The following is a 22,824-nucleotide window of genomic DNA, read 5'->3' on the forward strand; positions in this document are numbered from 1 at the left end:
ACCGTCGTCCTTGTGCTGGGCGACTGTACAGCAACGGCGACGGCACTGTACAGGTGGCGCCCTACGACCTGTTCAGGTCGACCGCGGCCCGAATGAGCGCCGTCAACGCCTTCTCGTCGATCGTGTCGCCCTCGTGGAAATCGATTGCGCGTCTGGTGTTGCCGTCGAGGCTCGAATTGAACAGACCCGCGGGATCCTGCAGCGACGCCCCCTTCGCAAACGTCATCTTCACGACGTTCTTGTACGTCTCGCCAGTGCAGATCATCCCGTCGTGATACCACACCGGAACGCCACGCCACTTCCACTCTTCAATTACGTCGGGGACGGCCTCTTTGATCAGTTGCCGGATCCGGGCGAGCGTCTCGCCGCGCCAATCCCCCAGTTCCTCGATCCTGGCATCGATCAACTCGGCGGGAGATTTGGTTGCGGCTTCGTGCTTGGAGTTGGTCATGGCGGTTCGCTTTCGTTCAGGCTGTCGCTCGCCGGACCGTATCAGGGGAGGTGATTCGCCGGTCGGGTGCAACGACCCCGTGTCCAGCGGCGAGTTCGACCGCAAGTAGTCTGCCGTCGACCAACATGACCGACACACATCCCTTCGACGAAGCCGTCCGCCTCGACACCGTCAGCGCGGACGTCCGACGCGGTCGCACGCACGCGGAGTGGGCCAACATGGTCGGGCCATTCGGCGGGATCACGGCCGCCGTCATGCTGGCCGCCGTCGAAGGGCAGCCCGACCGCATCGGCGAGCCGCTCGCCCTGACCGTCAACTTCGCCGCACCGATCGCCGACGGCGACTTCGACATCGCGCTTCGGGCCGCGCGCACCAACCGCACCAACCAGCATTGGATTGTCGAGCTCAGCCAGGATGGGGTGGTCAAGACCACGGCGACCGCGATCTTCGCGATCCGGCGCGAGAGCTGGGCCGACACGGAAGCGCACCCGCCGAGCGCGCCCGCCCCGGAGCAGTTGTCCGCCGTCGATCCGGGCCTCGTGCGATGGACCGGCCTCTACGACACGCGCTACGTCGAGGGGGCGATGCCCGGCAAAGGCGGGGACCCCAGCCCCTCTTCGACCACCACGCTGTGGGTGCGCGACCGCGCGCGCCGCCCGGTCGACTACGCGGCGCTCGCGGCGCTGTGCGACATCTTCTACCCGCGGGTGTTCCTGCGTCACGGCGGCTTCCTCCCGTCCGGAACGATCTCACTGACCACGTACTTTCACGCCGATCAGCAGCAACTCGAGGCCGTCGGAGACGACTTCGTGCTGGCCACCGCCCACGCCAACCGCTTCGCAAACGGCTATTTCGATCAGAGCGCGCAGGTGTGGACCCGGGCGGGCGGACTGCTGGCCACCACACATCAGATCGTCTACTTCAAGGGCTGACAGGTTTACACTTCGCCAGTGAAACGTCACGCCGGGGCCCTTACGAGCAGAATCGAGCCGCAATGACAGAGCGCGCGGAAAACCTGGTCACCGACGGCTTGCCGGCGATCGAGTCCATCAAGCAGCTCAAAGCGCGCTACTGCCGCTACCTGGACACCAAGGATTGGGCGGCCTGGCGAACGATCTTCGCCGACGACTTCGTCAGTGACACCTCCGAAGCGGGCGGCAAGGTGATCGCCGGCGCCGACGACTTCGTCGCCTTCACCCGCCAGGCCCTGGGCCGACCCACCCAGGCCACCGCGCACCAGGTGCACACCCCCGAAATCGAGCTCACGTCGGCAACGACGGCGCGTGGGATATGGGCGCTGCAAGACGTCGTTCGGTTCGGGCCCGGGGCAACCTTGGTCGGCTACGGCCATTACCACGAAACCTATGAAAACGTCGCGGGTCGCTGGCTTATCAAGAGCTCCAAGCTAACTCGGCTCCGCGAGGACATCGTGACCCCGTTATTCTCGATTTACGTGTCCCCCCGAATCCGCACGGCGATCGCCAAGATCGCCGGCCGGCTGATGGATCGGTGACGCGGCGTGGCTGTCGACACCGTTCTGGTCACGGGCGCATTCGGACAAGTCGGTAGGCGCTGCACGCAGCTCCTGCTCGACCGGGGGCACACCGTCGTTGCGATGGATCTGCGCAACGACAACACCGTGGCCGTCGAGAAAGAACTGGCCGCCGCGGGCCAATCCGGGACGCTGATCCCCGCCTACACCGATTTATTGGACGCCGACGCGGTGCGCGATCTGGTCGCCGCCCACCGTCCCGGGGCCGTCGTCCACCTGGCCGCCATCGTCTCCCCGCCGTCGTATCGCAACCCCGCATTGGCCCGGCGCGTCAATGTCGGCGGCACCGAGAATCTCTTGGCCGCCTGCGCCACGCTCCCGCGCCCACCGCTGTTCCTCATGGCGTCCAGCGCAGCGGTGTACGGATCGCGGAATCCCTTCCGCCAGCCCGAGCGGATCACCCCGGATACCCCGGTGAATCCCATCGATCAATACGGCCAGGACAAGGTGCTTGCCGAGGCGGCGATCCGTGCCAGTGGCCTGCCCTACGCGCTCTACCGGCTTGCGGGTGTCATCTCGCCGGACACCCAGGCCGGCATCAACGGTGACTACCTCGTCCTGATGCGGTCGATGCCGAGCGATAACCGCATTCACGCGGTGGATGCGCGCGACGTGGCACTGGCGTTCGCCAACGGCGTCGACCGCGAAACGGCCATCTCCGGCAAGGTGTTGCTCATCGGCGGCAACGAGACGTATGTGATGCTGCAGCACCGGCTGCAAGACGACCTCATGACCGCGGCGGGGCTGGGCCCGCTCGGCCCCTCGGCCGGCCTGCCCGGCGACCCGGGCGACGATCGCGGCTGGAGTTTCACCGGCTGGTACGACACCACCGAAGCGCAGGCGCTGCTCGAGTTTCAAGAGCACGACTGGCAGCAGACGGTGGCCTGGCTCGCCGACTCGCAGGGCCCTGTGCGCAACGTGCTGCGGCTGCTTGGCCCGCTATTGCGGCCGATTCTGCGCGCCGTCTTCGTGGTGCAGCGCCGGCTGGAAGGGCGCGGCCCCTACGCCGACCCCTGGGGATTGATCGAAAAGAAGTACGGCACGGCGGCATTGGCCAGCGTCGACTAGCGCGACGCAAACCAGACGGCGGCCTTACGGATCGAGTCCTCGACGGGTTCGGGCGTCCATCCCAGTTCGCGGGTGGCCTTGGAGTGGTCCAGCGGCGACATCAGTTCGGCCATCCGGATTCCCGCGTAGGCGAACGGCAGGTCGCGGCCCAGCAGCCAAGCCGCCGCGTCGTTCACCCGCGCCCCGGCCCGCAGCACCGACATCGGGATGCCGATGCGCGGCGATCGCCTTCCGACGGCGGTGGCGGCGATCTCATGCAGCTCCCGGATGCTCATGTACCTGTCGGACACGATGTAGCGTTCGCCGTCGCGCGCGTGCTCGGCGGCGAGAAGCATTGCCCGGGCGGCGTCTTCGATGCCCACCACTTCGGACGAGTAGTCGAAATAGAACGGAAAACGGCCCTTGGCGACCCGGGCGAGCAGCGCACCGTGCGGGGTCGGCGCCCAGTCGCCCGGCCCGTAGGTGGTGGAGATGCACATCGCCACGCCCGGCAGGCCCTTGTCCCGCGCGTACGACAGCAGCAGGTCTTCGCCGGCCACCCGCGCTTCGATGTAGGCGCCGCCCTGATCCCAGTTGTGCGGGTCCTCCTCGGTGACCGGCTTGCCGTCGCTGATCGCCAAAGAGCCTGTGGTGCTGGTGTATACGAATCTCTTCAGGTCGGCGCCCAGGGCCGCGTCCAGAACATGGCGCAGGCCCTCGACATTGGTGCGGAACAGCGGCGCCGGATCACGCAGCCACATTCTGGCGTCGACGACGCAGTAGTAGACGACGTCGCAGCCCGCCATCGCGGCGCGCAGCGCGGCGTCGTCGAACACGTCGCCGTAGCAGCGCTCGACGTCGAGATCGTCGATGCCCGCGGTGGAGCTGGTGTGGCGCACCATGACTCGCACGTCTTCACCCGCCGCCACCAGTTGCCGTGTGACATGTGATCCCAGAAACCCGCTCGCGCCGATCACCAGCTTCTTGTCGGCCACTAGCGGTCTATCCATGCCATTTGCGCCTGCGCGTGATGCCCTCCCACGGGTGGGGTGAGGCGGTCGAGCCGCGCCAGTTGGTCCGGGGTCAGCTCTAGCGCGTCGGCCCCGACGTTTTCTTCCAGGCGGGTGACCCGTTTGGTGCCCGGGATGGGCACGATGTCGGGCCCTTTCGCGAGCAGCCACGCCAATGCGACCTGGGCCGCCGTGGCGCCGACGTCAGCGCCGATCTCGCGCACTTCGTCCGCGCATCGCAGGTTGTGCTGGAAGTTCTCGTCGAAGAACCGCGGATTGGTCTTGCGGTAGTCGCTGTCGGGGAGCTCCTCGGTGGAGCGGACCGTACCGGTGAGGAAGCCGCGGCCCAGCGGTGAGTAGGCGACGAAACCGATTCCCAGCTCGCGCAGCAACGGCAAGATCGCCGGTTCTTGGTCGCGCGTCCACAGCGAATACTCCGATTGGACGGCCGTGACGGGATGCACCGCGTGCGCGCGGCGGATGGTGTCGACGCCGACTTCGGAAAGGCCGATGTGCCGGATCTTCCCTTCGGAAACCAGCTCGGCCAGCGCGGACATCGTTTCTTCGATCGGGGTCTGTCGGTCGAGGCGATGCTGGTAGTACAGATCGATGTAATCGGTTTCCAGCCGCCGCAGCGAACCGTCCACGGCCAGGCGGATATTGGCGGGGCTGCTGTCGAGCCCGTCACGGCCGGTATGCGAGATGAGACCGAACTTGGTTGCCACCACCACCTGATCGCGACGGCCCCGCAGGGCACGCGCCAGAAGTTCCTCGTTGACGTAAGGGCCGTAAACCTCGGCGGTGTCGATCAGGGTGACACCCAGGTCGATGGCGCGATGGACGGTGCGGATCGATTCGGCGTCGTCGCTTCCGGCGCCGGCATAGGCGACCGACATTCCCATCGCGCCCAGTCCCAGGCGCCCGACCCGCAGCTCACCGAGTTGAGCCTGTTTCATGGCCCTTCTCCTCTTCTTGACGTGGTTCAGCGAGGCCTCGCTGAGCGCTGGACGGTACCGTGGCGCTGTGTCCCGCGTCGAGCTTCCCCCGATCTGATGGGCGGCGCAATCAGCCCGCGCCCGGCCCGCGATCTGGCGGTTGACTATTACCGCGTATCCGGAGTGGTGCTGATCGTGCTGGGACACTGGCTGGCCGGGTCGGTGACCTACCACGACGGACAGTTCGGCCGGCAGAACCCGCTCGTCGACATGCCCTGGACCCAGTGGCTGACCTGGCCCTTCCAAGCGGTTCCGACGTTCTTTTTGGTGGCGGGTTACGCCGGCGCGGTGTCGTGGACGCATCGGCGCGACACCGGCGGAGTCTCGCGCCAGACCTGGTTACAACACCGGCTGGCCCGGGTGCTCGGGCCGACCGCGGCGTACACCGCGTTGGTGTCGGTGGCGGTGGTTGTGCTGGGCGCGTGCGGTGTCGCGGGTTCGGTGCTCGAGTACGCCGGCTGGGCGGTGGCGATGCACCTCTGGTTCCTGGCGGTGTATCTGGTGGTGGTGTCGCTGACGCCGGTTGGGATTGCCGCACACCGCCGTTGGGGCCTTCGGGCGCCCGCGGCGCTCGTGTTGGGGGTCGCGGTCGTCGATGCCGCCAGGCTCAGCACTCACGTGCACTACCTCGACTGGCTGAACTACCTGTTGGGCTGGGGAGCCCTGTATCAGCTCGGAATCGCCTGGCGCGGTGGGCTATTGACGGGCCGCAGGCCCTGGTTGCTGGCCGGTGCCTCGGCGGCGGGGCTGGCGGGGTTGATCTGGCTGCGAGTCTATCCGGTCAGCATGATCGGCGTTCCCGGCCAGACCATCGACAACACGACACCGCCTACCGTGGCGCTGATGGGCTTTGGTGGCGCGCAAACGGGCATCGTCATGGCGCTCGCGCCCATGCTCAACCGCGCGCTGCGCGCGGCCCGCGTCGAGCGGGCTCTGTCCATCGCCAACAACAACATCATGGCCCTCTATCTGTGGCACATGATTCCCGTCGTGATCGTGGCGATCGTCGGGTATCCGGCCGGACTCTTGCCGCAACCCCCGGAAGGAAGTGCCGCCTGGTGGCTGGCCCGGCTGGAATGGGTGGCCATCCTCAGCGTCGTGACGGCAGCCGAGATCGCGCTGTTATGGTGGGCGCGAAGGGTTTTCGCCGCTCCCCTGCCACTGCTCGGTGTCCCGCTCAGCGAGCGCCGGGCCGAGCCCGTGATGCTCACCGGCGCCGCGATGACCGCCTACGCCCTGGCCGTGGTCGCCGCCAAGGGCTTCGCCCCAGACGGGCGGTTTCCGTGGGTGATCGCGGTGGTCTTCGCCGCCGGGGCGCTCTTCGCGGCGTTGCGCCCCACGGCCCGGCGCACGAACGCTACATGACGACGCCGGCAATCAGATTTGGCGGTGCTGCAGCCGCGCGATGATCCAGAACGGCAGCGCCACGAAAACCGTACCCCCGATGAGGTTGCCGACGGTGGTGATGCCGATGTTGGTGAGCAAGCCGTGCGCGCCGAACCCCCAGCCGATCGCGCCGCGGGGCGCGGTCGGATGGAAGAGGTTGAGCAACAACGGAAGACCGAGGAATCCGACATTGGCAATCACGTGCTGGGTGCCGCCGATCACGAATGCGAACGGGCCATAGAACGCGAACGTCATCCTCGCGACGTCGCTGCGGGCCTTGAAGAACATGCACATCGAGGTCTGCAGGAACCACGTGCAGACGACGGCGAGCAGGAGCGCGGTCCAGAAGGGCTGGCCCGCCTTGAGGGTGCCGACGGTCGCGGCGCGCTCGGCAAAGGCGCCCAGGTAGGGACCGCCGGCCGCGGCGCAAATGGTGACGAATATCAGTGCGCCGGCGATGTTTCCGACGAGTCCGACGGTCACCAGGAGGGCGTAGTTACCGACGCTGAGTGTGCGTTTGAGCACGGCGAGGAAACCGGCGGCCATGTCCGCGGTGATCAGCGACATGCCCGACACCAGGATGAGGACGAAGGACATGCCGAACGCCAGGCCCATCAACAGGCTCGCCACCCCGGGCGTCTTGACGCCGGTACTGACCACCAGGGCCAGCAGTGCCCCGAACGCCACCATCACGCCACCGACCAGGGAGCGCATCAAAAAGGCCCACGGATGCGCGGCTTTTTCCACTGCCATGGCCGCTACCCGATCCACCATCGCTCCCACCGTCAGCGGCTCGAAGGGATCCTCGGGGGCGCGGTCAGTGGTGACGACGCCGGTGGGCAACGCGGTGACCGTGCCCGCCGTTGCCGAGCTCGGCAGCGGCTGCGCTGGAGCGTTGATGGTCATCCGTGTTCGCCTTTCCGTAAGGTGTTGATCGCGTGGAGGACTCCAGAGACGTGGTCCTCGGTGAGGCGCTCGCCGTCGAAGACGTGGCTGAGCAGGATCTTGAGGTCGAGCATCTGTTGCAGGTAGACCAGGCACGGGGGGCATTCGTCGAGGTGCTTGGCCACGATCGGTCCCCATTGCCGCGGGTCGGAGTCGACGAGGTCGTCAACCAGGCGGACGAAGTCGACGCAATCGATGGCGGGGACGGTGTTGTCGTGAACGGTCATCGTTGATACCGCTTTTCCAGTTCGTTTCGGAGATTTCCGCGGGCGCGGTACAGCAGCGCCCGCTGCGCCTCGGAGGTCAGATCGAGGAGCTCGGCCGCCTCGTCGGCGGGGGCGCCGACGATGTCGCGCAGGATGACCAGTTGCCGTTGCCGCTCGGGCAAGGCGTCCAGCGCCGCACGGACGTACCCGACGAGTTCGCTTTGGACCGTGTGATCTTCCGGCAGAAAGCGCCGCGACGGCGGCTCGCGCCAGTGTCCGGCATCGGGGTGGCCGTCGGGGTGCATGCGGCCCGATAGGGGGTCAGCATCCGCGGTCGCCAGCATCTCGTGATGACGGATCCGCGATTCCCGGCGCCGGTGGCGCGACGCGGTGTGCTTGACAATCCCGAACAGCCAGGTGCTCACCGACGAGCGCCCCTGGAACGAATCCGGCGATTGCAGCACCTGCACCCACGCCTCCTGCACGGCTTCTTCGGCGACGGCCGGCGAATCCACCATGGTCCGGGCGAAATTCACCATGGGGCGGTGGTAGTCGCGCACCAGGCTGGCCAGCGGAACCCCGCCGACCAGCCGTTGTGATCGGGTGCCCTCGGGCGGCACCGCCACCGGGGTCACCATCGGTCCATGCTCAGGCGCATCGGGCCAACTCCCAGCGCAGCTGGCCCTCGGACGGCGACTGGACGGGGATGAACGCGGCCTCCCGGTAGCGGCGACTCACCGAGGTCCGGCTCGCATATCCCTTCCCACCAGCGGTTCGCATCTCCAAATCAGTGCTGGCGCTGGATAATTCGGCCGCGGTGAGCCTCAGCGACAGCAGCTCCTTCTTGACCGGCGACCGGGGGCCGCCCACCGCGGCGGCCAAGTGGGCCAACGTCGCCTCGGCGTCGGTGAGCCTTTCGCAGACGCGGTCGACGTCGGTGCCGAACACCGCGTTGACACCGCCGAGCCCCAGCCTGGCGTGGTCGATTGCCGCCCTGGCCAGCCCCAGACACATCGCCGACTGCAGCACAAGGAAAGTCGGGCGGACCGCGTGCAAAAAGCCTTCGAAATCGCGCGACAGCACCTGGCCGTCGGGCACGTGAGCGCCGTCCAGGTTCAGATACGACGAGGCCGTGCTCCCCATGGCCAACAGCTCGAAGTGCTCACCCAGGAGCACCCCGGGTGTGTCCAACGTCATCGCGACGATCAATCTCTCGCCGGCATCGGTGCGCACCGCCGTCACCATGGTCGAGTCGGGGTAGAGGTTGCTGGCCCACCTGATCGGGCCGGACACCCGGTAGCCGCCGGCTACCGGTGTGGCGGTCAACTCCACGCTGCCACAGCCCGCGGCCTCTTTGAAGGCCGCGGCCATGCCGGTGACTCCCAGCACGGTTCCCGAAAGCAGCCGGTCGGCGGCGGCCGCGCCGAACGGTGTTGCGGCCGTCAGCAAATACTCGACCGCCATGCGATGGGCCCACAGCGAAAAGCCTGTGCTCATGCACGTCCCCGAGATCAACCGGATCACCTCGGCCATCGCCGGGAGCCGGCCGTCGGCGTTGGCCGGGGCGCCGATGCCGAGCAGACCGGCCTCCCCCAGCGCCGTGAAGCTGCGACGGGACCGGTGCTCGCCGCCGTCCAATGCCGCGGCGTGGGCCCGAATGTCTTCCAACAGGCCGACATCCAGCCGGCCGGCCGCGGGATCCAGGGTCGCCGTCATTTCGCCACCTCCTGCGCCTGCTCGGCGGAGTGTTGCCACGCGTAATCGAGGAACTTGCCGTCGAATGTGACGACGACTCTGTCGCCCTGGGGGTGCGGACGGCGCTGCACGCTGAGCTGAAAGTTGATCGCGCTCATGATGCCGTCCCCGAATTCTTCATGGATGAGTTCTTTGATCGCCGGACCGTAGACCGCCAGCGCCTCGTGGAACCGGTAGATCGTCGGATCTTTCGCTATGGTCGCATCGGATCCCCGGTGCGGCATCATTTGCAGAACGGCCACCGCCTCCTCGTCGAGGCCGAGGAGCGATGCCACCGCCCGGGCGTCGCCGGCCGAGAGCGGATGCTGCCCGAGCAGCGCGGCGACGGTCCATGCCGGGTCCTTGCCGATGGTTTCGGCGATTTTCGCCCAGCTCAGTCCGTGCTTGACGCGGGCGAGCCTGATCGTCTCGGCAAGGTCGGATTTGGTCAATGTTTTTGCCATGGTTCTGGTTTGAGGTTGCGATGCTTATCCGGCGCGCAGCGTCGATTCGAGGCTCACCGGGTTGCGAAACGTGTTCACGACCGGCGACCACGCGATGGCGTTGTCGTGGATCTCCTTGAGCGTGGCTTCGTCGGCGTCGCCGGCGAGGCTCACCGTGCAACGGACCGCGCTGAACCCGAGGCGCTTTCGTTCGGGGGTGTCCCCCACGCCCCACACCGCGGAGATGTCGATGTCGCCTTCCATCTCGACCTCGATTTTGGTGAGGGTCACGCCACGATGTGTGGCGTTGGCCAACAGCCCCACGGACACGCACGAGCCCAGCGCGGCCAGGGCGGTTTCGGAGGGGTTGGGTGCCGAGTCGTCACCGAGCAGCGCGGGCGGCTCCCCCACCAGCATCGGCGCCAGGTCGCGGACGTAGGTCATGTTGCGAAATCCGGTCTCACACACCGTCTTGGCCTTGAGCGTTTTCTTGCCGGTCTCGGGGTTGGCCTTGGCGTTACACGACAGCCGGTCGAGGCCTTCGGCGTCGATGACGAGCGCGTCGGTCATGGGTGTTCTCCGTTTCTCGCTGATTGTGCGGTTTCACGGAATTAGTGTTTGGCGGGCACCGATGCGTGACGGCGGGTGGGATTGATTTACCCGCGCGCCACGAAACGTCACATGGGTGAAACGCGGCGGCGCTCAGCGGCCGTCACGGCGCGGCGAAGTTTGCTCAGCGGAACAGGCTTTGCCCGATGTAGTGGCCTTCAGCGGGCGCGGGAGGAACCGCGAAGATAGCTGATCCGATGTGGCGGATGTATTCGTTGAGTAGGTCGTGGGCGCCCAGGCGGTTCTGGAGGCGGATAAAATCTTGCGGATCGTTTTGGTAGGAGATGAACAGCAGACCGGCGTTGAGTTGGCCGTTGGCGTCCAGACCGTCCGTGTAGTTGTAGGACCGCCGGCGGATCATGATGCCGTCGTTGTTTTCGCGGGCGGCCAGGCCGACGTGGGACATCGGATCGATGAGCGGGTTGCCGTCGGCGCCCTTGGCGGTGAAGTCGGGTGTATCGAATTCGGCCTTGCCGCTCAGCGGTGCGCCTTCGTCCTTGGTTCGGCCGAAGATCCTCTGCTGGTTGCCGATCCGGTCGACGTCCCATGTTTCGAGCAGCATTCGGATCTTGCGGACGACCTGGTAGGTCCCGCCGTTCATCCAGGGCTGGTCGCTGTTATCGACCCAGACGAATTTGTGGTATTCGGCATCGGTGGCGACATTGCGGGTTCCGTCTTTGAATCCCAACAGGTTTCGCGGCGTGTGCTGGCCCGGCCCTGCTGAGGCGCGGCCGAATCCCAGCACCGCCCAGAACGGGGAGACGATGTTGCGTCCGAGCCGGGCCAAGTTGCGCACGGCGTGGTAGCAGACCTGGGGGTCGTCGGCGCACGCCTGCACGGACAGGTCGCCGCCGTGCAGGCGGGGATCGAGGTTGTCCCCGTTGAGCGGTGGCAGGTCGGTGAATTTGGTGGGGCGTCGCGCGGCCAGTCCGAATCGGTCACCGAACAGTGCCGGGCCCAGGCCGATGGTGACGGTCAGGCTGGCCGGGCTCAGCCCGTAAGCCTCTCCCGTGTCGGCGGGTGGCTGCACATCGACCTGCGGCTGCACGGTACCGACCGGCTTCCCCTGCTGCAGGATTGCGGCCGCGGCCGACCATCGCGCCAAGAGGGTTTGCAGCTCGGCGCGGCCGGCGCCGGCGGCCAGGGAGAACGACATGAACATGGCGTAACGCTGTGGCGGGGTGTCGATTCCGCCCTGGTGCGCCTGCCCGTAGAACGGGTAACTGCGACGCAGGTCGACGGTGTCGTCGTCATCGCCGCGCTGTCCGGCCGCCATCGCGTGCCCGGCGAGGCCTCCCCCGACGGCGCCGAGGGCCGCGCCGCCGAGCCCGGCCAGCATGGCGCCGCCGAGCGCGCGCCGGCGCGACACCGCTGCCGAGTCCGGCTGTGCCCCAATGCCGTCCGGGCCGTCGTCGGCCAAACCGGTGCTGTCGTCGGTCACGATCAGCCGCCCGCGACGACTTTTTGGGCGACGGTGGACAGGCTCTGATGGAGCGGCTGGATGACCGCGGTCAGCTTGGGCGCATCGCTGGCCTTCAGCGCGGGGGTGTAGGTCCGGTAGCCGCCCAGGGCGGTGGGGTCGCGGTACCCGTCGAGCGTGGCGAGCACGTTGCGAAACTGCTGATCGATCTGCTTGACGAGATTGGCGTCGATCCTGTCCAGGCCCGGGCGCAGCGACGCGTACGCCTGCTGGGCGCCTTCGATGTTGCCCGAAAAGTCCATCAGGTCAATGTGACTGAACGCCTCTTCCTCGCCGGTGATCTTGGTGTTCTGGATCTCTTCGATCAGGTCGCTGGCGCCGTTGGCCAAGTCCTCGGGTTTATACGTCAGGGTGGTGATGATGCCGTTCAATTTGCCGACGTTGCCGACCAATTCCGTGCTGAACGCCTTCGTTGCGGGGGTGATCGCACCGCCCTGCCACAGGTCACGCTCGATGGCGTGGAAACCCCTCCACCCGACCCTGGCGTCGACCGGGGTGGACTCGCGCATGTCGATCAGATAGTCGAGGCTGCCGGCATTGTCACCGACCGCATAGCCTGGCAGCACGAAGCCCTCGACGGTGGACTCCGAACGCTCCCAGAACAACCGGGCTTTGGCGTAGGACGTCTTCGCGGCGTCGAGGTCGCCCGACTGCACCGCGGCGTCGAGGACCTTCACGCCGTCGTTGAGTTGGGCGATCTGATTGACGACGTAGGCCGCATAGTCCTTGGTGCCCTGGCTGAGGATGCTGGCCACGGTGCCCGTCGGCGTCGCCGGCGCGGTACCCGTCACCGTCAGGGTCTGGTATTCGGTGCTCGCCCCCGGGCAATAGAGCTGGTAGGCGCCGCCGTCCAGTGTGACGGTGAACGACACCGGGTCCAGGCCCGGCGCAAGGTTCTCCTTCTCGCCGATAATCCGCTGGTCCCTGAGCAACTCGACTTCGTTGATCCCGGGGGCGTTCGCGTTGGCCACCGTGAAGGTCACCGGGCCGGCGGGCACGGTGGCGGTGTCCAGCGCGCAGCCGTCCTTGCCGGCGTCGTTGGTCATGGTGACCTTGACGGCGCTGGTGCCACCCGGCCTCGGTTGCGCCGCGGGGCCCGAGTTAGTGCCCGGGTGGCTGCAGCCGGTCGTAGCCGACAGTATGCCGGCTACCAAAGCCATTGCTGCCAAACGCATCTCAAAGATGTGGTGCCTCGCGGTACGCTTCACCATCAATCGTTCCCTCTCGTGTTGCCGGCGTGCCGGCGCCGCATCGAGGCTATAGCGCCGAGACCGCAGAGCAGGGCGAAACCGCCGAGCGCCAACGGAAGCCAGACATTCCAGAGCTGCCGGTCCGCGCGATTGCGTCCGCTGGTGGCGATCTCGGCCGCGGTCGAGTGGTCTTCGGCGCAGGACGTGGACCAGTCGGTCGCCAGCCCGCCCAGACTGACGGTCTTGGCGCCGGTCAGCCCGCCGCCGGTCAAGATCGCCGTGCGGTTGCTCGTCGCTTGCGCACTTACCACGACATCACCCCGGGCGAGCACGGTGTACACCGTGGTCGTCGACCATTGACCCTGAAACGGCCCTGGAGTGCGGCCGACCCCGAGACCGACGGGCAGCCGACCCCCCGTCATGCTCAGCAACTGATCCAGCGTGACGTCCGGCGCACCGTCGGCACCGGCGGCCTCGGAAGCCTGCCATACCTGTACGGGCACGCCGTCCACGGTTTGGTGGTCCGCCGGGACGAGCACGACGCTGTGGACGGTCGCGGCGCCCGCGGGGGCCACGGTCAGCTCGCGTCCGTGCGGCCCGGTCCCCATCGACACCGCGGCGGTGTGGCCCGAACGGTCGGTGACGGTGCGCGGCCGCGCGTTCGGCGACGAGCCACCGGCGGGCGCCATGATCGCCAGCCCCGCCGCCGCGACGAGCAGCAGCGTCGAGGCGGTCGCCAGCAGCCGGCTCCGGGCTCGCGGGGCGGCGGCGACGCCGGCGGGCCACAGGAACACGATGAGCACTGGCACGGTATACAGCAGCCAGCCCAGCACCTCGATCAGGCGCGGGTCGGCGGGGATGCCGAATACGCCGGCGGTCACCGCGCCCAGGACGGAATTGCTCGGTATCCACCCGGACAGGTCGAGCACCTGCTGCTGGCCGATGCTTACCCAGCCCGCCTCGTGTGCGGTGCGCAGGCCGCCCACCACCAGCCCGGCGGCGATCAGCACCAAGAACACCCCGGTCACCCGGAAGAATCGGCCGAGGTTGAGTCGCACGCCACCGAAGTACAGGCCCACGCCGAGCCCGATCGCCGTCGCGATGCCCGCGGCGCCGCCGAGCAGGGCGAACCACCGGTTGCCGTGCGACGTCTCGGCGGCGGCCAGCAGGAACACCGACGTCTCGAAGCCCTCCTTGAGGACGGCGAGAAACGCCATCGCGGCCAGCGCCAGCGCGCCGCCACGATGGACCGCCCGCCCGGCGTCGCGCTCGAGTTCGCCCTTGAGCTGCGCGGCGTTGCCGTTCATCCAGATGATCATCGACGTCACGAACACCACGGCGATGGCGTTGATGACGGTTTCCATCATCTCTTGCTGGACCTGCGGCAGGCTCGCGGCGAACAGGTCGAGGCCGACACCCACCGCGACGCTGAGCACCACGGCCACCGCCACGCCGGCGAACATCGGCCGGATCGTCTGGCCGTTGCGCTTGAGGAAGGCGGCGACGATGCTCACGATGAGCGAAGCCTCGAGGCCTTCGCGGAGGCCGATGAGGAACGTGCCTACAAATACGCCGAATACGCCCTGCATGCGCCCTGTTTCTGTCCCGCCGATCTGCGGCTTAGCGTAGCCGACCCGAAAGGCCCCTGGCGGCCTGGCCGTTCGGGCGCCGAGGTCAGCGGGCCGGATGCGTCACGAAGTCGATGAGTTCCTCGACCCGACTGATCAGCGCCGGCTCGAGATCGTTCCAGTCGCGTACCCGCGAACGGATATGCCGCCACGCCCGGGCGATGTCGGCCTGATCGGCGTGCGGCAGGCGTAGCGCCTGGCACGCGCCGTGTTTCCAGTCCACCTGCCGCGGCACGTCCGGCCAGGCGGCCAGCCCCAGCCGTTGCGGCTTCACGGCCTGCCAGATGTCGACGTACGGGTGACCGACGACGAGGGTGTCGGCGCCACCCGGGCCCCGCCGCACCGCGTCGGCGATGCGGGCTTCCTTGGAGCCGGTGACAAGGTGGTCGACGAGCACTCCGAGACGGCGCCCCGGCCCGGGAGCGAACTCGGCGACGATGTCCACCAAATCGTCGACGCCGCCGAGTTGCTCGACGACGACACCTTCGATCTTCAAGTCCTCGCCCCACACCTGCGCGATGAGTTCGGCGTCGTGACGGCCCTCGACATAGATTCGGCTGGCGCGGGCGACCCGTGCCCGGGCACCGGGCACCGCGACCGAACCCGACGCCGTCCTGGTCGCGGCGGCGGGCGCCGCCCGTCGCGGCGCGGTGAGGATGACGGGCCGGCCTTCGAGCAAATACCCAGGGCCCAAAGGAAAGCCGCGCACATGACCTCGCCGGTCTTCCAGATCCACCCGACCGTATTCGACGCGCACCACCGCGCCCACGTAGCCGGATTCGACGTCCTCGACAACCAGGCCCAGGTCGGCCGGGTGTTCGGTCGACCGCGGCTTGCGTCGCCCCGCGGCCAGCACATCGGTCCCATAACGATCCACCACGCGGCAATCCTAGAAAGCCTTGCGGCCAAACAGTGTTACGGCGCGCCAGGGGGTGTGGCGATAGTCGGCAAGATCACTCTCGGCGCACCAGCGCGGGCACGCCGCAAAAACCTGCGTTTAACTGTGTGGCGTTACCTGGCTGATCGCGTCGGCGATGGTACGTTGCTAGCTAAGGCAAGCACTGCCGCTCATGCGCAACTTGCGGCGGTTAGCGAGGTGGACGTATGGACTTGTCGCATTGGGTGACAAGCATTGTCGCGTTTGTGCGGGCCGGCTACCCTACCGGCATGCCGGCCCCCGGTCACGTGCCGTTGGTGGCCCTGACGCGCCGACGACTCTGCGGCCACGACATCAGCGCCATCGCAAGCGATCTCATCGCGCGTCGCGTCTGGCCGACCAACCCGATCGACATCGGGGTGGAGATCACCCGGATCACCAACCAGCTGCCGACACCCGAGGACGTCGAGCGTGTCCAGCGTCGCGTTCATGTGATGCGATGCTCGCGCGGGTAGCCACGTCCGAATTCAGCGCCCTCATGTTGATTTAGGCACCGGGCCGCCGCACGCGGCGAGATAGTCGGCGTAGTTCCAGGTCTGCAGAAACTGTTGGCCCGCTTGCAATCCTCGTTGGTAGAGGGCCTCACGCTGCTGCACGGTGATGTCGAAGTCGATCGGGCTGACTTCGTCGGCGGCCACGAAGACGGTGCGCCGGACGGTGCAGGGATCGTCAATGTAGGCGTTGTCCTGGTTACTCACCAGCGTCTCTATCGCGGCGAGCCCCAACGACACCGGGCCGTGGACGGGATGCGTGGGCGGGATGCCGGGACGTGCCGACAGCCGGATTCCGAATGTGGGCCACCGTGGTTGGCCATCCGGCCGGTCAAACAACTGCACCGGAAAGTCCGACAGCAATCCGCCGTCCACCCATGTGGCGCCGGCGACCCGAACCGGTTCGAACACGTACGGGATGGCCGACGACGCGTGCACCGCGCGCGCGACCGAAAAGTCATCGGGGTCGATGCCATACGTGCTGAGGTCCCAGGGGATTCGCACCAGCCGGCGCCGTGACAGGTCGCTGGCCGTCACCACCAGGGACCACGCGAACTGTTCGGGCTGTTCGCCGGTGCGCAGGTCGCCAAACGTCCGCACGCCCAGATCACCGAGCAGCCCGGCGAGCAGCTGCTCGAGATAGGCCCCCCGATACACACCGTCCGACGTCAGCAGGGACAGGGCGCCGCCGATCAGTGGAACCCGCCCGATCAGGTTGCGGTCGAGGAACTTCCGGTAATCGATGGAGCGCATCATGTCGGCCAACCGGCTGATCGGCTCACCGGCGACCTGCAGGGCGGCCACCAGCGAGGCGACGATCGCGCCCGCGCTGCTTCCCGCGACCCGGGGAAACCGGTACCCGGCCTGGTCGAGCGCGTCCACCGCTCCCACCAGTCCGATCCCCCGGACACCGCCGCCTTCGCACACCAGGTCGGCACGCACGTCACTCACTGCCACCAGCCTAGCCGGACCGGGCGGGGCTGTCCCGGCGCGGCACGCCGAAAACCGCGAGCACGATCAACACAGTCGGCGACCATCCACGCCGAAGAAATGCACGTGTCCCGGCTCCGGGCGCAGGCGCACCCTGCTGCCCCTTGCCGGTGGATTGCGTCCGTCGGCGCGCGCCACGATCGGCGCATCGATTACCTTGCCGGAGCCGGTGATTCGCCCGTACAGGTAGGCGTCCGCACCCAGTTCTTCCACCACGTCGACCTCCATTTCGACACCGAGGCCGCCCACCTCGAAGTGTTCGGGACGGACCCCGACGACGACCTCCCCCGCGGCACCGGCGATCTCCCGCGGCACCGCGACGGGCCAATCACCAAGCGACACGGCGGAATCCACAAGCGGCAGGGTGAACAAATTCATTGCCGGCGACCCGATGAAACCCGCCACAAAGACGTTGGCCGGGTTTCGGTAGAGCTCCCGGGGCGGGGCGAACTGCTGCAGCACGCCGTCGCGCAGCACGGCGACGCGGTCACCCATGGTCATCGCCTCGACCTGATCGTGGGTGACGTAGACGGTCGTCGTACCCAGCCGCCGTTGCAATGCGGCGATCTGGTTGCGGGTCTGCACCCGCAGTTTCGCATCGAGATTGGACAGCGGTTCGTCCATCAGGAACACCTGCGGCCGGCGCACGATCGCGCGCCCCATCGCCACTCGCTGACGCTGGCCGCCGGACAGGTCCTTCGGTTTGCGATCGAGAAACGGTTGCAGGTCAAGCAATTTCGCCGCGTCCAACACCCGTTCACGGATCTGCGCCTTCGGGGTTTTGGCGATCTTCATGGCAAAGCCCATGTTTTCGGCCACCGTCATGTGCGGGTAGAGCGCATAGTTCTGAAAGACCATCGCGACGTCGCGGTTCTTGGGATCGACACGGGTGACGTCCCGGTCACCGATCCGAATGCGTCCGGAGTCCACGGTTTCCAGCCCGGCCACCATCCGCAGCGAGGTGGTCTTGCCGCATCCGGATGGCCCCACCAGAACGACGAACTCGCCGTCGCCGACAACGAGATCCAGGTTGTCCAGCGCCGGGCGATCCGCTCCGGGATAGCGCCGCGTCGCCTGCTCGAAGCTCACCGAGGCCACGATCAGCCACCCATCCCGGTGACCGCGATGCCGCGGACAAACGAGCGTTGCGCGAACGCGTAGATGACGACCAACGGCAGCATGATGAGTATCGAGGTTGCCATCAGGACCGGCCACCGGGCAACGTATTCACCCTTCATCCGGACCAGCCCCAGCGTCAGCGTGGCCAGGCTGTTGCGCTGAATCATCAACAAGGGCCAGAGAAAATCGTTCCAGACGTTGACCCAGGTGAGCACCGCGAGCACCATGACCGCCGGCCGGGCGTGGGGCAGCAGGATGCGCCAATAGACCTGCCATGGCGAACAACCGTCGAGTATCGCCGCCTCCTCCAGATCGGTCGGTAGGGTCCGGAAGAATTGCCGCATCAGGTACGTGCCGAACGCGCTACCGAAGAAGCCCGGCACGATCATTGCCCACGGAGTGTCGACCCATCCCAGGGTCCGCATGACGAGGAACTGCGGGATCACCGTCACCGTCAACGGCACCATCAACGTCCCCAAATACACCACAAACAGCGCGTCGCGGCCGCGGAAATCCAGTCGCGCGAACGCATATCCGGCCAGCGAGCAAAAGAACACGTGCCCCGCGGTGACGCACCCCGCGTACAGCACGGTGTTGAAGAACATCCGCCCGAACGGCAGCAGCGCGAACACTTCGGTGTAGTTGGACCACCGCGGGTGCGCCGGCAGCAGGGTGGGCTCGCTGACCTCGCCCTCGGTTTTCAGCGAGCCCGACACCGCCCACGCGATCGGGAACAGCGCGCACCAGGCGATGCCGAGCAGCGCGGCATAGACCATGCCGCCGCGCAACGCGGTGCGCCTGATGACCCCCTCACTTAAGCCCACGCGAAGTCTCCAAAGAACGTCGATGGCTCACTTTCAACTGCACCACGGTCAGCACCAGCAGGACGGCGAACATCACCCACGCCAGCGCGGACGCGTATCCGAACTCGAGGAACGAAAACGCGTGCTGGAACAGCATGATGCCCAGGACGTAGGTCGCCGATTCCGGTCCGCCGTTGGCGCCGGTGAGGACGTAGACCATGTCGAACGCCTGAAAGGCGTGGATCACCGAGATGATGACCACAAAAGAGATCGATCCCCGGATCAACGGCACCGTGATCGAGACGAATTGCCTTATCTCGCTTGCTCCGTCGATTTTGGCCGCCTCGTACACCGTCCCCGGGACGCCCTGCATCGCGGCCAACAAGACGACGGCGGCGAACGGTACACTGCGCCACACGCTGACGATGCACAGCGAGACCATGGCCCAGTGGGGCTCGACCAACCATGGGACGGGGCCGAGCCCCACCCAGCCGAGCATGATGTTCAGCAAGCCGTTGTCGGTGTTGAAAACGAACTGCCACACCACCGCCATGACCACCGGCGAGATGGCCAATGGGAGGAAGACAATGGTGCGGAAAATGCCGATGCCCCTGGCCTTCTGGTTCAGCACACCTGCGACAACCAAACTGATGACGACCGTGGGCACCACCGTCCCCAGGGTGAAGATCACCGTGTTGCGGATCGCGATCAGGAACAGCGGATCCGCGGTGAACAGCTCCCCGAAGTTCTTCAGCCCCACGAATTTCGGCGGTGTGAACACGTCCCACCGCTGAAAGCTCATGTACAGCGAGAAGCCCAGCGGAAAGAGCATGAACACGGCGACGGCCACCAAGTTGGGAGCGACGAACAGCCGGCCCGCCCACGCGTGGCGGCGCCATGGGCTCGGGTTTTCCGGGGCCGTTGCGCCCGCCTTCGGCGCAGGGGCGGCGGCCGCGCCACCCGAATGAATCGCGGTCATGGGCTGCGCAGCACTTCGTCGACGGAGCGGGACAGGCCGGCCAAGGACGTCGCCGGTTGGCGTCCGCGCAGGACGGGGCCAAAGTTGCGGTCGATCAACGCGTTCACCTTCTCCCAGGCCGGGGTGATCGGCAGACCCTGCGAATACGCCGGGCCCTCGGTGAGCACGCTGAGATTGCCGATCCGCCGATGGGCGTTGGCGAATCCTTCCGAATTGAGCGCCGACCGCAGCACGGGAACGAACAGGCAGGATTCACCGATCAGCGCCTGGCCGACCGGACCCGTCGCGAATTTCACGAACTCCCAGGCCTGCTCCTTGCGTGGACTGGTCGACGAGATGCCCAGCCCGGTGGCGCCGATGTCCGAACACGCCGCACGCCCGTTGGCGAGCGCCGGGCCGACCGGCAACGGCGCGACATCGAAATCGAGGTCCTCGGCGCGAAGGTAGGTCTGGTAGCGCCAGTGCCCGCCCAGCGCGATCGCCGCCCGCCCCACCGCGAACAGGTTGGGGGTGGACATCGACTGCGTCTCCGATGCATTGGGCGCGACCCGGTGTTCGTTGGCCAGGTCGGCGTAGAACTGCACCGCCTCCTGGAAGGCGGCATCATCGAAATTGAGGTGGGTCGGATTCAGCCGCGGGTTGGACCAGGGGACGCCGTTGTTCATCGCGAACAGTCCCGCCGAGTAGGTCGACACCCAGGTGTTGACGAAGCCATACTGCGCCGCCCGCCCGGAGGTGTCGCGCTTGGTCAGCGCGCGGGCGGTGTCCAGGAATCCGCTGAAATCCCAAGGCCGTTGCCACGTGGTGGGCGGGGCGGGCACCCCAGCGTCGGCGAACAGCCGCTTGTTGTAGAACAGGTAGTTTCCCGACCATTGTTCGGGAAGGGCGAACTGGCTTCCGTTGAACGCAAACGTCTCATACAGCGCCGGGATGCTGTCCGCCTTGAGCTGCTGGGCGAACGCTTTGTCCCGCGCCAACAGAGGATTCAGATCCAGCAGCACACCGCGGTCGGCGAGTTCGGCGTAGGACAGTTCCCACGTCATCAGCACGTCGGGGCATTTGCCGCCGACACAGAACGTCGAAAGCTGTTGCATGACGCCCGGCCCGGACAGCACCGCACGCACCTTGATGTCGGGATGGCGGCGCGCGAACTCGTCGATGATGCGCATCCTCGCCTCACGCTCGTCCGGATTGGCCGCGAAGAAGAAGGTCAGCGCGTCGTCGTCGGGAGCGCAGCCGGCGGACCACGGTGCCAGCGCGACGGCGGACAGCGCGCCGGCGCCCCGCAGCAGGCTGCGCCGTCCGAACGGCTTGTCGAGCATGGCTCTCCCGGTCTAGCCCCGTTCCCGGCCGCTGGCCGGTTGTATCTGACGTCCTTGGTACCCGACGAGCTTGTGATGTTCCTGGATCGGCCTGGCCGGCAGCGTAAGCGCCGCCCGGCGGATGCGCTCGGCATCGCCGGTGATGTCGATCGTGTGGATGCGGTCGTCGGCTCCGATGCCGATCACCAGCAGGACCTGAGCGCGCCCATGGGTGGCGATCACGATGCCCGGTGCCCCGTCGATGAGCATGACAGCGCCGGCGCGCGCCCGCCGGGCGAAGCGGCGGGTCTCCTCGGCGACCTGCCGGGCGCCGCGCACCGTGGTGGGCACGTCCGCGGGGACCAGGGAGCGGTCAACCGTGCGCACGACGTCGGGTGCGAGCAGCTCGAGCAGGCTGGCGATGTCGCCACCGCGGGAGGCCGCCAGGAACGCCTCCACCACCTCGAGGTGACCGGCCGTGCTGCGGGGCTGGGCGGCCGGGGCGGCCTGCAGCCGGCCGCGGGCCCGGCTGGCGAGTTTCTTCGCCGCGTCCGGCGACCGATGCAACAACTCGGCGATCGTCTCGAACGACATGGCGAACACGTCGTGCAGCACGAAAGCGACGCGCTGTGCCGGTGAGAGGCGGTCGAGCACGACGAGCAGGGCGCTGCTCACCGACTCCGCCAGCAGCGCGTCCTCGTCGGCAGGCGCCGACGCCGCCTCGGCCAGCCGGTCCAGCTCGTCGGGTTCGGCGAGGGGTTGCTCGGCGCGGCGCTTGCGCGCCCGCAGCTGGTCCAGCGCCTCGCGCGCGGTGATCGTCGTGAACCAACCGGAGAGGTTGTCGACGGCCCGAAAGTCCGCGCGGCTGGCCTTCAGCCACGCCGACTGCACCGCGTCGTCCGCGTCGGCCACCGAACCCAGCAGCTGGAACGCGACCGATCGCAGGTGCCGCCGATCCGCGTCGAAACGCTCCGCGAGAGCCACCAAATCCGTTGTTGCGCCCATGGGTCACCTTTTCTGCACGGGAATCGTCAAGGAGATGACCGCATCCACTGGACTTCCTGTTGCGAAGGAGACCAACACCATGACCCTACCGATTGTGCGCCGCGGCGCGCTCAGTAACCAGACAATTCGCCGCGGAACTCGCTGCGCGACAAGGGATTGATCCACATGAACACCGCACTTGTCGTGGTCACCCTGTCGACCGCGGCCGTCACCGCCGCGATCGCCATCGCCGATCTCGTTCCGGCTCGATTCGTGCTGGCGAACTCCGCCCAAGTCGGGGTGCCGCGTTCGTGGTTACCGGCGTTGGGCGCCGTGAAGCTGGCCGGAGCCGCCGGTATCGTGGTCGGGCTGCTGGGCGCACGCGAACTGGGCATCGCCGCCGCCGCAGGCCTGGTCCTGTTCTTCGTCGGCGCGGTGTTGACGCATGTGAAGGCGCGGGTCCTGTACAACATCGCGTTCCCCGGGGCCTACTTGTGCCTGTCCGCAACGTCGCTGGCGCTGATGCTCGCCCGCTGAACATCGT

The 22,824-nt window shown here is 67.3% G+C and carries 25 protein-coding genes; 6 read left to right on the forward strand and 19 right to left on the reverse strand.

What is annotated here, in order from left to right; all coding sequences use genetic code 11:
* Positions 1–61 precede the first annotated feature (61 nt).
* Positions 62–451 carry a DUF1801 domain-containing protein gene (locus tag QGN31_RS14475; protein WP_014941875.1) on the reverse strand — a complete coding sequence of 130 codons (390 nt, stop codon included), beginning with the start codon at positions 449–451 and terminating at the stop codon, positions 62–64.
* 125 nt (positions 452–576) lie between these two features.
* Between QGN31_RS14475 and QGN31_RS14480 the strand changes: the two genes are divergently transcribed.
* From QGN31_RS14480 to QGN31_RS14490, 3 genes are all read left to right on the forward strand, one after another.
* A complete protein-coding gene (locus QGN31_RS14480) occupies positions 577–1,383 on the forward strand; it encodes an acyl-CoA thioesterase (RefSeq protein WP_014384661.1) in 807 nt (268 codons plus the stop codon).
* A gap of 62 nt (positions 1,384–1,445) precedes the next feature.
* Positions 1,446–1,964 (forward strand): nuclear transport factor 2 family protein, encoded by a 519-nt coding sequence (locus tag QGN31_RS14485; RefSeq protein WP_008256487.1) that lies wholly within the window; start codon positions 1,446–1,448, stop codon positions 1,962–1,964.
* 6 nt (positions 1,965–1,970) lie between these two features.
* Entirely contained in the window at positions 1,971–3,071 is a 1,101-nt protein-coding gene (locus QGN31_RS14490) for an NAD-dependent epimerase/dehydratase family protein (RefSeq protein ID WP_008256485.1), read from the forward strand.
* On the opposite strand, the gene QGN31_RS14495 is transcribed toward QGN31_RS14490, so the two are convergent.
* Entirely contained in the window at positions 3,068–4,045 is a 978-nt protein-coding gene (locus QGN31_RS14495; protein ID WP_014384660.1) for an NAD-dependent epimerase/dehydratase family protein, read from the reverse strand. The two genes, QGN31_RS14490 and QGN31_RS14495, sit on opposite strands and share 4 nt — an antisense overlap.
* Complete coding sequence (locus QGN31_RS14500) at positions 4,045–5,016, reverse strand: aldo/keto reductase (RefSeq protein ID WP_014384659.1); 972 nt, start codon at positions 5,014–5,016, stop codon at positions 4,045–4,047. Before QGN31_RS14500 ends, QGN31_RS14495 begins: the two co-directional genes overlap by 1 nt.
* A gap of 96 nt (positions 5,017–5,112) precedes the next feature.
* On the opposite strand from QGN31_RS14500, the gene QGN31_RS14505 reads away from it, so the two are divergent.
* Positions 5,113–6,420, forward strand: a complete 1,308-nt coding sequence (locus QGN31_RS14505) for an acyltransferase family protein (protein WP_014384658.1) — start codon at positions 5,113–5,115, stop codon at positions 6,418–6,420.
* A 12-nt stretch (positions 6,421–6,432) separates the two neighbouring features.
* Here QGN31_RS14505 and QGN31_RS14510 read toward each other — a convergent pair whose 3' ends face one another.
* The 10 genes from QGN31_RS14510 to QGN31_RS14555 form a co-directional block, all read right to left on the reverse strand.
* A complete protein-coding gene (locus QGN31_RS14510; protein WP_014382505.1) occupies positions 6,433–7,347 on the reverse strand; it encodes a formate/nitrite transporter family protein in 915 nt (304 codons plus the stop codon).
* Positions 7,344–7,613, reverse strand: a complete 270-nt coding sequence (locus tag QGN31_RS14515; protein ID WP_008256475.1) for a hypothetical protein — start codon at positions 7,611–7,613, stop codon at positions 7,344–7,346. The genes QGN31_RS14510 and QGN31_RS14515 overlap by 4 nt, the downstream gene beginning before the upstream one ends.
* Complete coding sequence (locus QGN31_RS14520) at positions 7,610–8,230, reverse strand: RNA polymerase sigma factor (protein ID WP_014384657.1); 621 nt, start codon at positions 8,228–8,230, stop codon at positions 7,610–7,612. The genes QGN31_RS14515 and QGN31_RS14520 overlap by 4 nt, the downstream gene beginning before the upstream one ends.
* 10 nt (positions 8,231–8,240) lie before the next feature.
* Complete coding sequence (locus tag QGN31_RS14525) at positions 8,241–9,308, reverse strand: acyl-CoA dehydrogenase family protein (protein ID WP_014384656.1); 1,068 nt, start codon at positions 9,306–9,308, stop codon at positions 8,241–8,243.
* A complete protein-coding gene (gene cynS / locus QGN31_RS14530; RefSeq protein WP_014380078.1) occupies positions 9,305–9,790 on the reverse strand; it encodes a cyanase in 486 nt (161 codons plus the stop codon). The genes QGN31_RS14525 and cynS overlap by 4 nt, the downstream gene beginning before the upstream one ends.
* 24 nt (positions 9,791–9,814) lie before the next feature.
* Positions 9,815–10,339, reverse strand: a complete 525-nt coding sequence (locus QGN31_RS14535; protein ID WP_014384655.1) for an OsmC family protein — start codon at positions 10,337–10,339, stop codon at positions 9,815–9,817.
* A gap of 163 nt (positions 10,340–10,502) precedes the next feature.
* Positions 10,503–11,819 (reverse strand): iron uptake transporter deferrochelatase/peroxidase subunit, encoded by a 1,317-nt coding sequence (gene efeB / locus QGN31_RS14540; protein ID WP_014941874.1) that lies wholly within the window; start codon positions 11,817–11,819, stop codon positions 10,503–10,505.
* Between the two features lie 2 nt (positions 11,820–11,821).
* Entirely contained in the window at positions 11,822–12,904 is a 1,083-nt protein-coding gene (efeO, locus tag QGN31_RS14545) for an iron uptake system protein EfeO (RefSeq protein WP_014941873.1), read from the reverse strand.
* A 164-nt stretch (positions 12,905–13,068) separates the two neighbouring features.
* Entirely contained in the window at positions 13,069–14,637 is a 1,569-nt protein-coding gene (gene efeU / locus QGN31_RS14550; protein ID WP_014384653.1) for an iron uptake transporter permease EfeU, read from the reverse strand.
* Between the two features lie 85 nt (positions 14,638–14,722).
* A complete protein-coding gene (locus QGN31_RS14555) occupies positions 14,723–15,556 on the reverse strand; it encodes a DUF3097 family protein (RefSeq protein WP_014382497.1) in 834 nt (277 codons plus the stop codon).
* A gap of 224 nt (positions 15,557–15,780) precedes the next feature.
* On the opposite strand from QGN31_RS14555, the gene QGN31_RS14560 reads away from it, so the two are divergent.
* Positions 15,781–16,068 (forward strand): DUF3349 domain-containing protein, encoded by a 288-nt coding sequence (locus tag QGN31_RS14560; protein ID WP_009956367.1) that lies wholly within the window; start codon positions 15,781–15,783, stop codon positions 16,066–16,068.
* Positions 16,069–16,089: 21 nt separating this feature from the next.
* On the opposite strand, the gene QGN31_RS14565 is transcribed toward QGN31_RS14560, so the two are convergent.
* The 6 genes from QGN31_RS14565 to QGN31_RS14590 form a co-directional block, all read right to left on the reverse strand.
* Positions 16,090–17,055, reverse strand: coding sequence for a patatin-like phospholipase family protein (locus tag QGN31_RS14565; RefSeq protein WP_043954831.1), 966 nt, complete (start codon positions 17,053–17,055; stop codon positions 16,090–16,092).
* Between the two features lie 66 nt (positions 17,056–17,121).
* A complete protein-coding gene (locus tag QGN31_RS14570; protein ID WP_014941871.1) occupies positions 17,122–18,192 on the reverse strand; it encodes an ABC transporter ATP-binding protein in 1,071 nt (356 codons plus the stop codon).
* Positions 18,193–18,194: 2 nt separating this feature from the next.
* Positions 18,195–18,989, reverse strand: a complete 795-nt coding sequence (locus tag QGN31_RS14575) for a carbohydrate ABC transporter permease (protein WP_014384650.1) — start codon at positions 18,987–18,989, stop codon at positions 18,195–18,197.
* A 34-nt stretch (positions 18,990–19,023) separates the two neighbouring features.
* On the reverse strand, positions 19,024–19,995 hold the full coding sequence (locus tag QGN31_RS14580; protein ID WP_326544623.1) for a carbohydrate ABC transporter permease: 972 nt from the start codon (positions 19,993–19,995) through the stop codon (positions 19,024–19,026).
* Positions 19,992–21,317, reverse strand: coding sequence for an ABC transporter substrate-binding protein (locus tag QGN31_RS14585; protein ID WP_009956372.1), 1,326 nt, complete (start codon positions 21,315–21,317; stop codon positions 19,992–19,994). Before QGN31_RS14585 ends, QGN31_RS14580 begins: the two co-directional genes overlap by 4 nt.
* 12 nt (positions 21,318–21,329) lie before the next feature.
* A complete protein-coding gene (locus QGN31_RS14590) occupies positions 21,330–22,301 on the reverse strand; it encodes a sigma-70 family RNA polymerase sigma factor (RefSeq protein WP_014941870.1) in 972 nt (323 codons plus the stop codon).
* 165 nt (positions 22,302–22,466) lie between these two features.
* On the opposite strand from QGN31_RS14590, the gene QGN31_RS14595 reads away from it, so the two are divergent.
* Positions 22,467–22,817 carry a DoxX family protein gene (locus QGN31_RS14595; protein ID WP_009956374.1) on the forward strand — a complete coding sequence of 117 codons (351 nt, stop codon included), beginning with the start codon at positions 22,467–22,469 and terminating at the stop codon, positions 22,815–22,817.
* The last annotated feature ends 7 nt before the right edge of the window (positions 22,818–22,824 follow it).

Origin of the sequence: Mycobacterium sp. 2-64, from assembly GCF_035918375.1 — a bacterium.
GTDB lineage: Bacteria > Actinomycetota > Actinomycetes > Mycobacteriales > Mycobacteriaceae > Mycobacterium > Mycobacterium intracellulare.

What these genes read in the sequence shown, in the direction of transcription:
- QGN31_RS14480 (WP_014384661.1), top strand. Translation starts at nt 577, where the DNA reads ATGACCGACACACATCCCTTCGACGAAGCCGTCCGCCTCGACACCGTC.
- QGN31_RS14535 (WP_014384655.1), bottom strand. Translation starts at nt 10,339, where the DNA reads ATGACCGACGCGCTCGTCATCGACGCCGAAGGCCTCGACCGGCTGTCG.
- QGN31_RS14485 (WP_008256487.1), top strand. Translation starts at nt 1,446, where the DNA reads ATGACAGAGCGCGCGGAAAACCTGGTCACCGACGGCTTGCCGGCGATC.
- QGN31_RS14505 (WP_014384658.1), top strand. Translation starts at nt 5,113, where the DNA reads ATGGGCGGCGCAATCAGCCCGCGCCCGGCCCGCGATCTGGCGGTTGAC.
- QGN31_RS14560 (WP_009956367.1), top strand. Translation starts at nt 15,781, where the DNA reads ATGGACTTGTCGCATTGGGTGACAAGCATTGTCGCGTTTGTGCGGGCC.
- QGN31_RS14510 (WP_014382505.1), bottom strand. Translation starts at nt 7,347, where the DNA reads ATGACCATCAACGCTCCAGCGCAGCCGCTGCCGAGCTCGGCAACGGCG.
- efeO (WP_014941873.1), bottom strand. Translation starts at nt 12,904, where the DNA reads ATGACCAACGACGCCGGCAAGGACGGCTGCGCGCTGGACACCGCCACC.
- cynS (WP_014380078.1), bottom strand. Translation starts at nt 9,790, where the DNA reads ATGGCAAAAACATTGACCAAATCCGACCTTGCCGAGACGATCAGGCTC.
- QGN31_RS14590 (WP_014941870.1), bottom strand. Translation starts at nt 22,301, where the DNA reads ATGGGCGCAACAACGGATTTGGTGGCTCTCGCGGAGCGTTTCGACGCG.
- efeU (WP_014384653.1), bottom strand. Translation starts at nt 14,637, where the DNA reads ATGCAGGGCGTATTCGGCGTATTTGTAGGCACGTTCCTCATCGGCCTC.
- QGN31_RS14595 (WP_009956374.1), top strand. Translation starts at nt 22,467, where the DNA reads ATGAACACCGCACTTGTCGTGGTCACCCTGTCGACCGCGGCCGTCACC.
- QGN31_RS14520 (WP_014384657.1), bottom strand. Translation starts at nt 8,230, where the DNA reads ATGGTGACCCCGGTGGCGGTGCCGCCCGAGGGCACCCGATCACAACGG.
- QGN31_RS14515 (WP_008256475.1), bottom strand. Translation starts at nt 7,613, where the DNA reads ATGACCGTTCACGACAACACCGTCCCCGCCATCGATTGCGTCGACTTC.
- QGN31_RS14500 (WP_014384659.1), bottom strand. Translation starts at nt 5,016, where the DNA reads ATGAAACAGGCTCAACTCGGTGAGCTGCGGGTCGGGCGCCTGGGACTG.
- QGN31_RS14575 (WP_014384650.1), bottom strand. Translation starts at nt 18,989, where the DNA reads ATGGTCTATGCCGCGCTGCTCGGCATCGCCTGGTGCGCGCTGTTCCCG.
- QGN31_RS14525 (WP_014384656.1), bottom strand. Translation starts at nt 9,308, where the DNA reads ATGACGGCGACCCTGGATCCCGCGGCCGGCCGGCTGGATGTCGGCCTG.
- QGN31_RS14585 (WP_009956372.1), bottom strand. Translation starts at nt 21,317, where the DNA reads ATGCTCGACAAGCCGTTCGGACGGCGCAGCCTGCTGCGGGGCGCCGGC.
- QGN31_RS14580 (WP_326544623.1), bottom strand. Translation starts at nt 19,995, where the DNA reads ATGACCGCGATTCATTCGGGTGGCGCGGCCGCCGCCCCTGCGCCGAAG.
- QGN31_RS14475 (WP_014941875.1), bottom strand. Translation starts at nt 451, where the DNA reads ATGACCAACTCCAAGCACGAAGCCGCAACCAAATCTCCCGCCGAGTTG.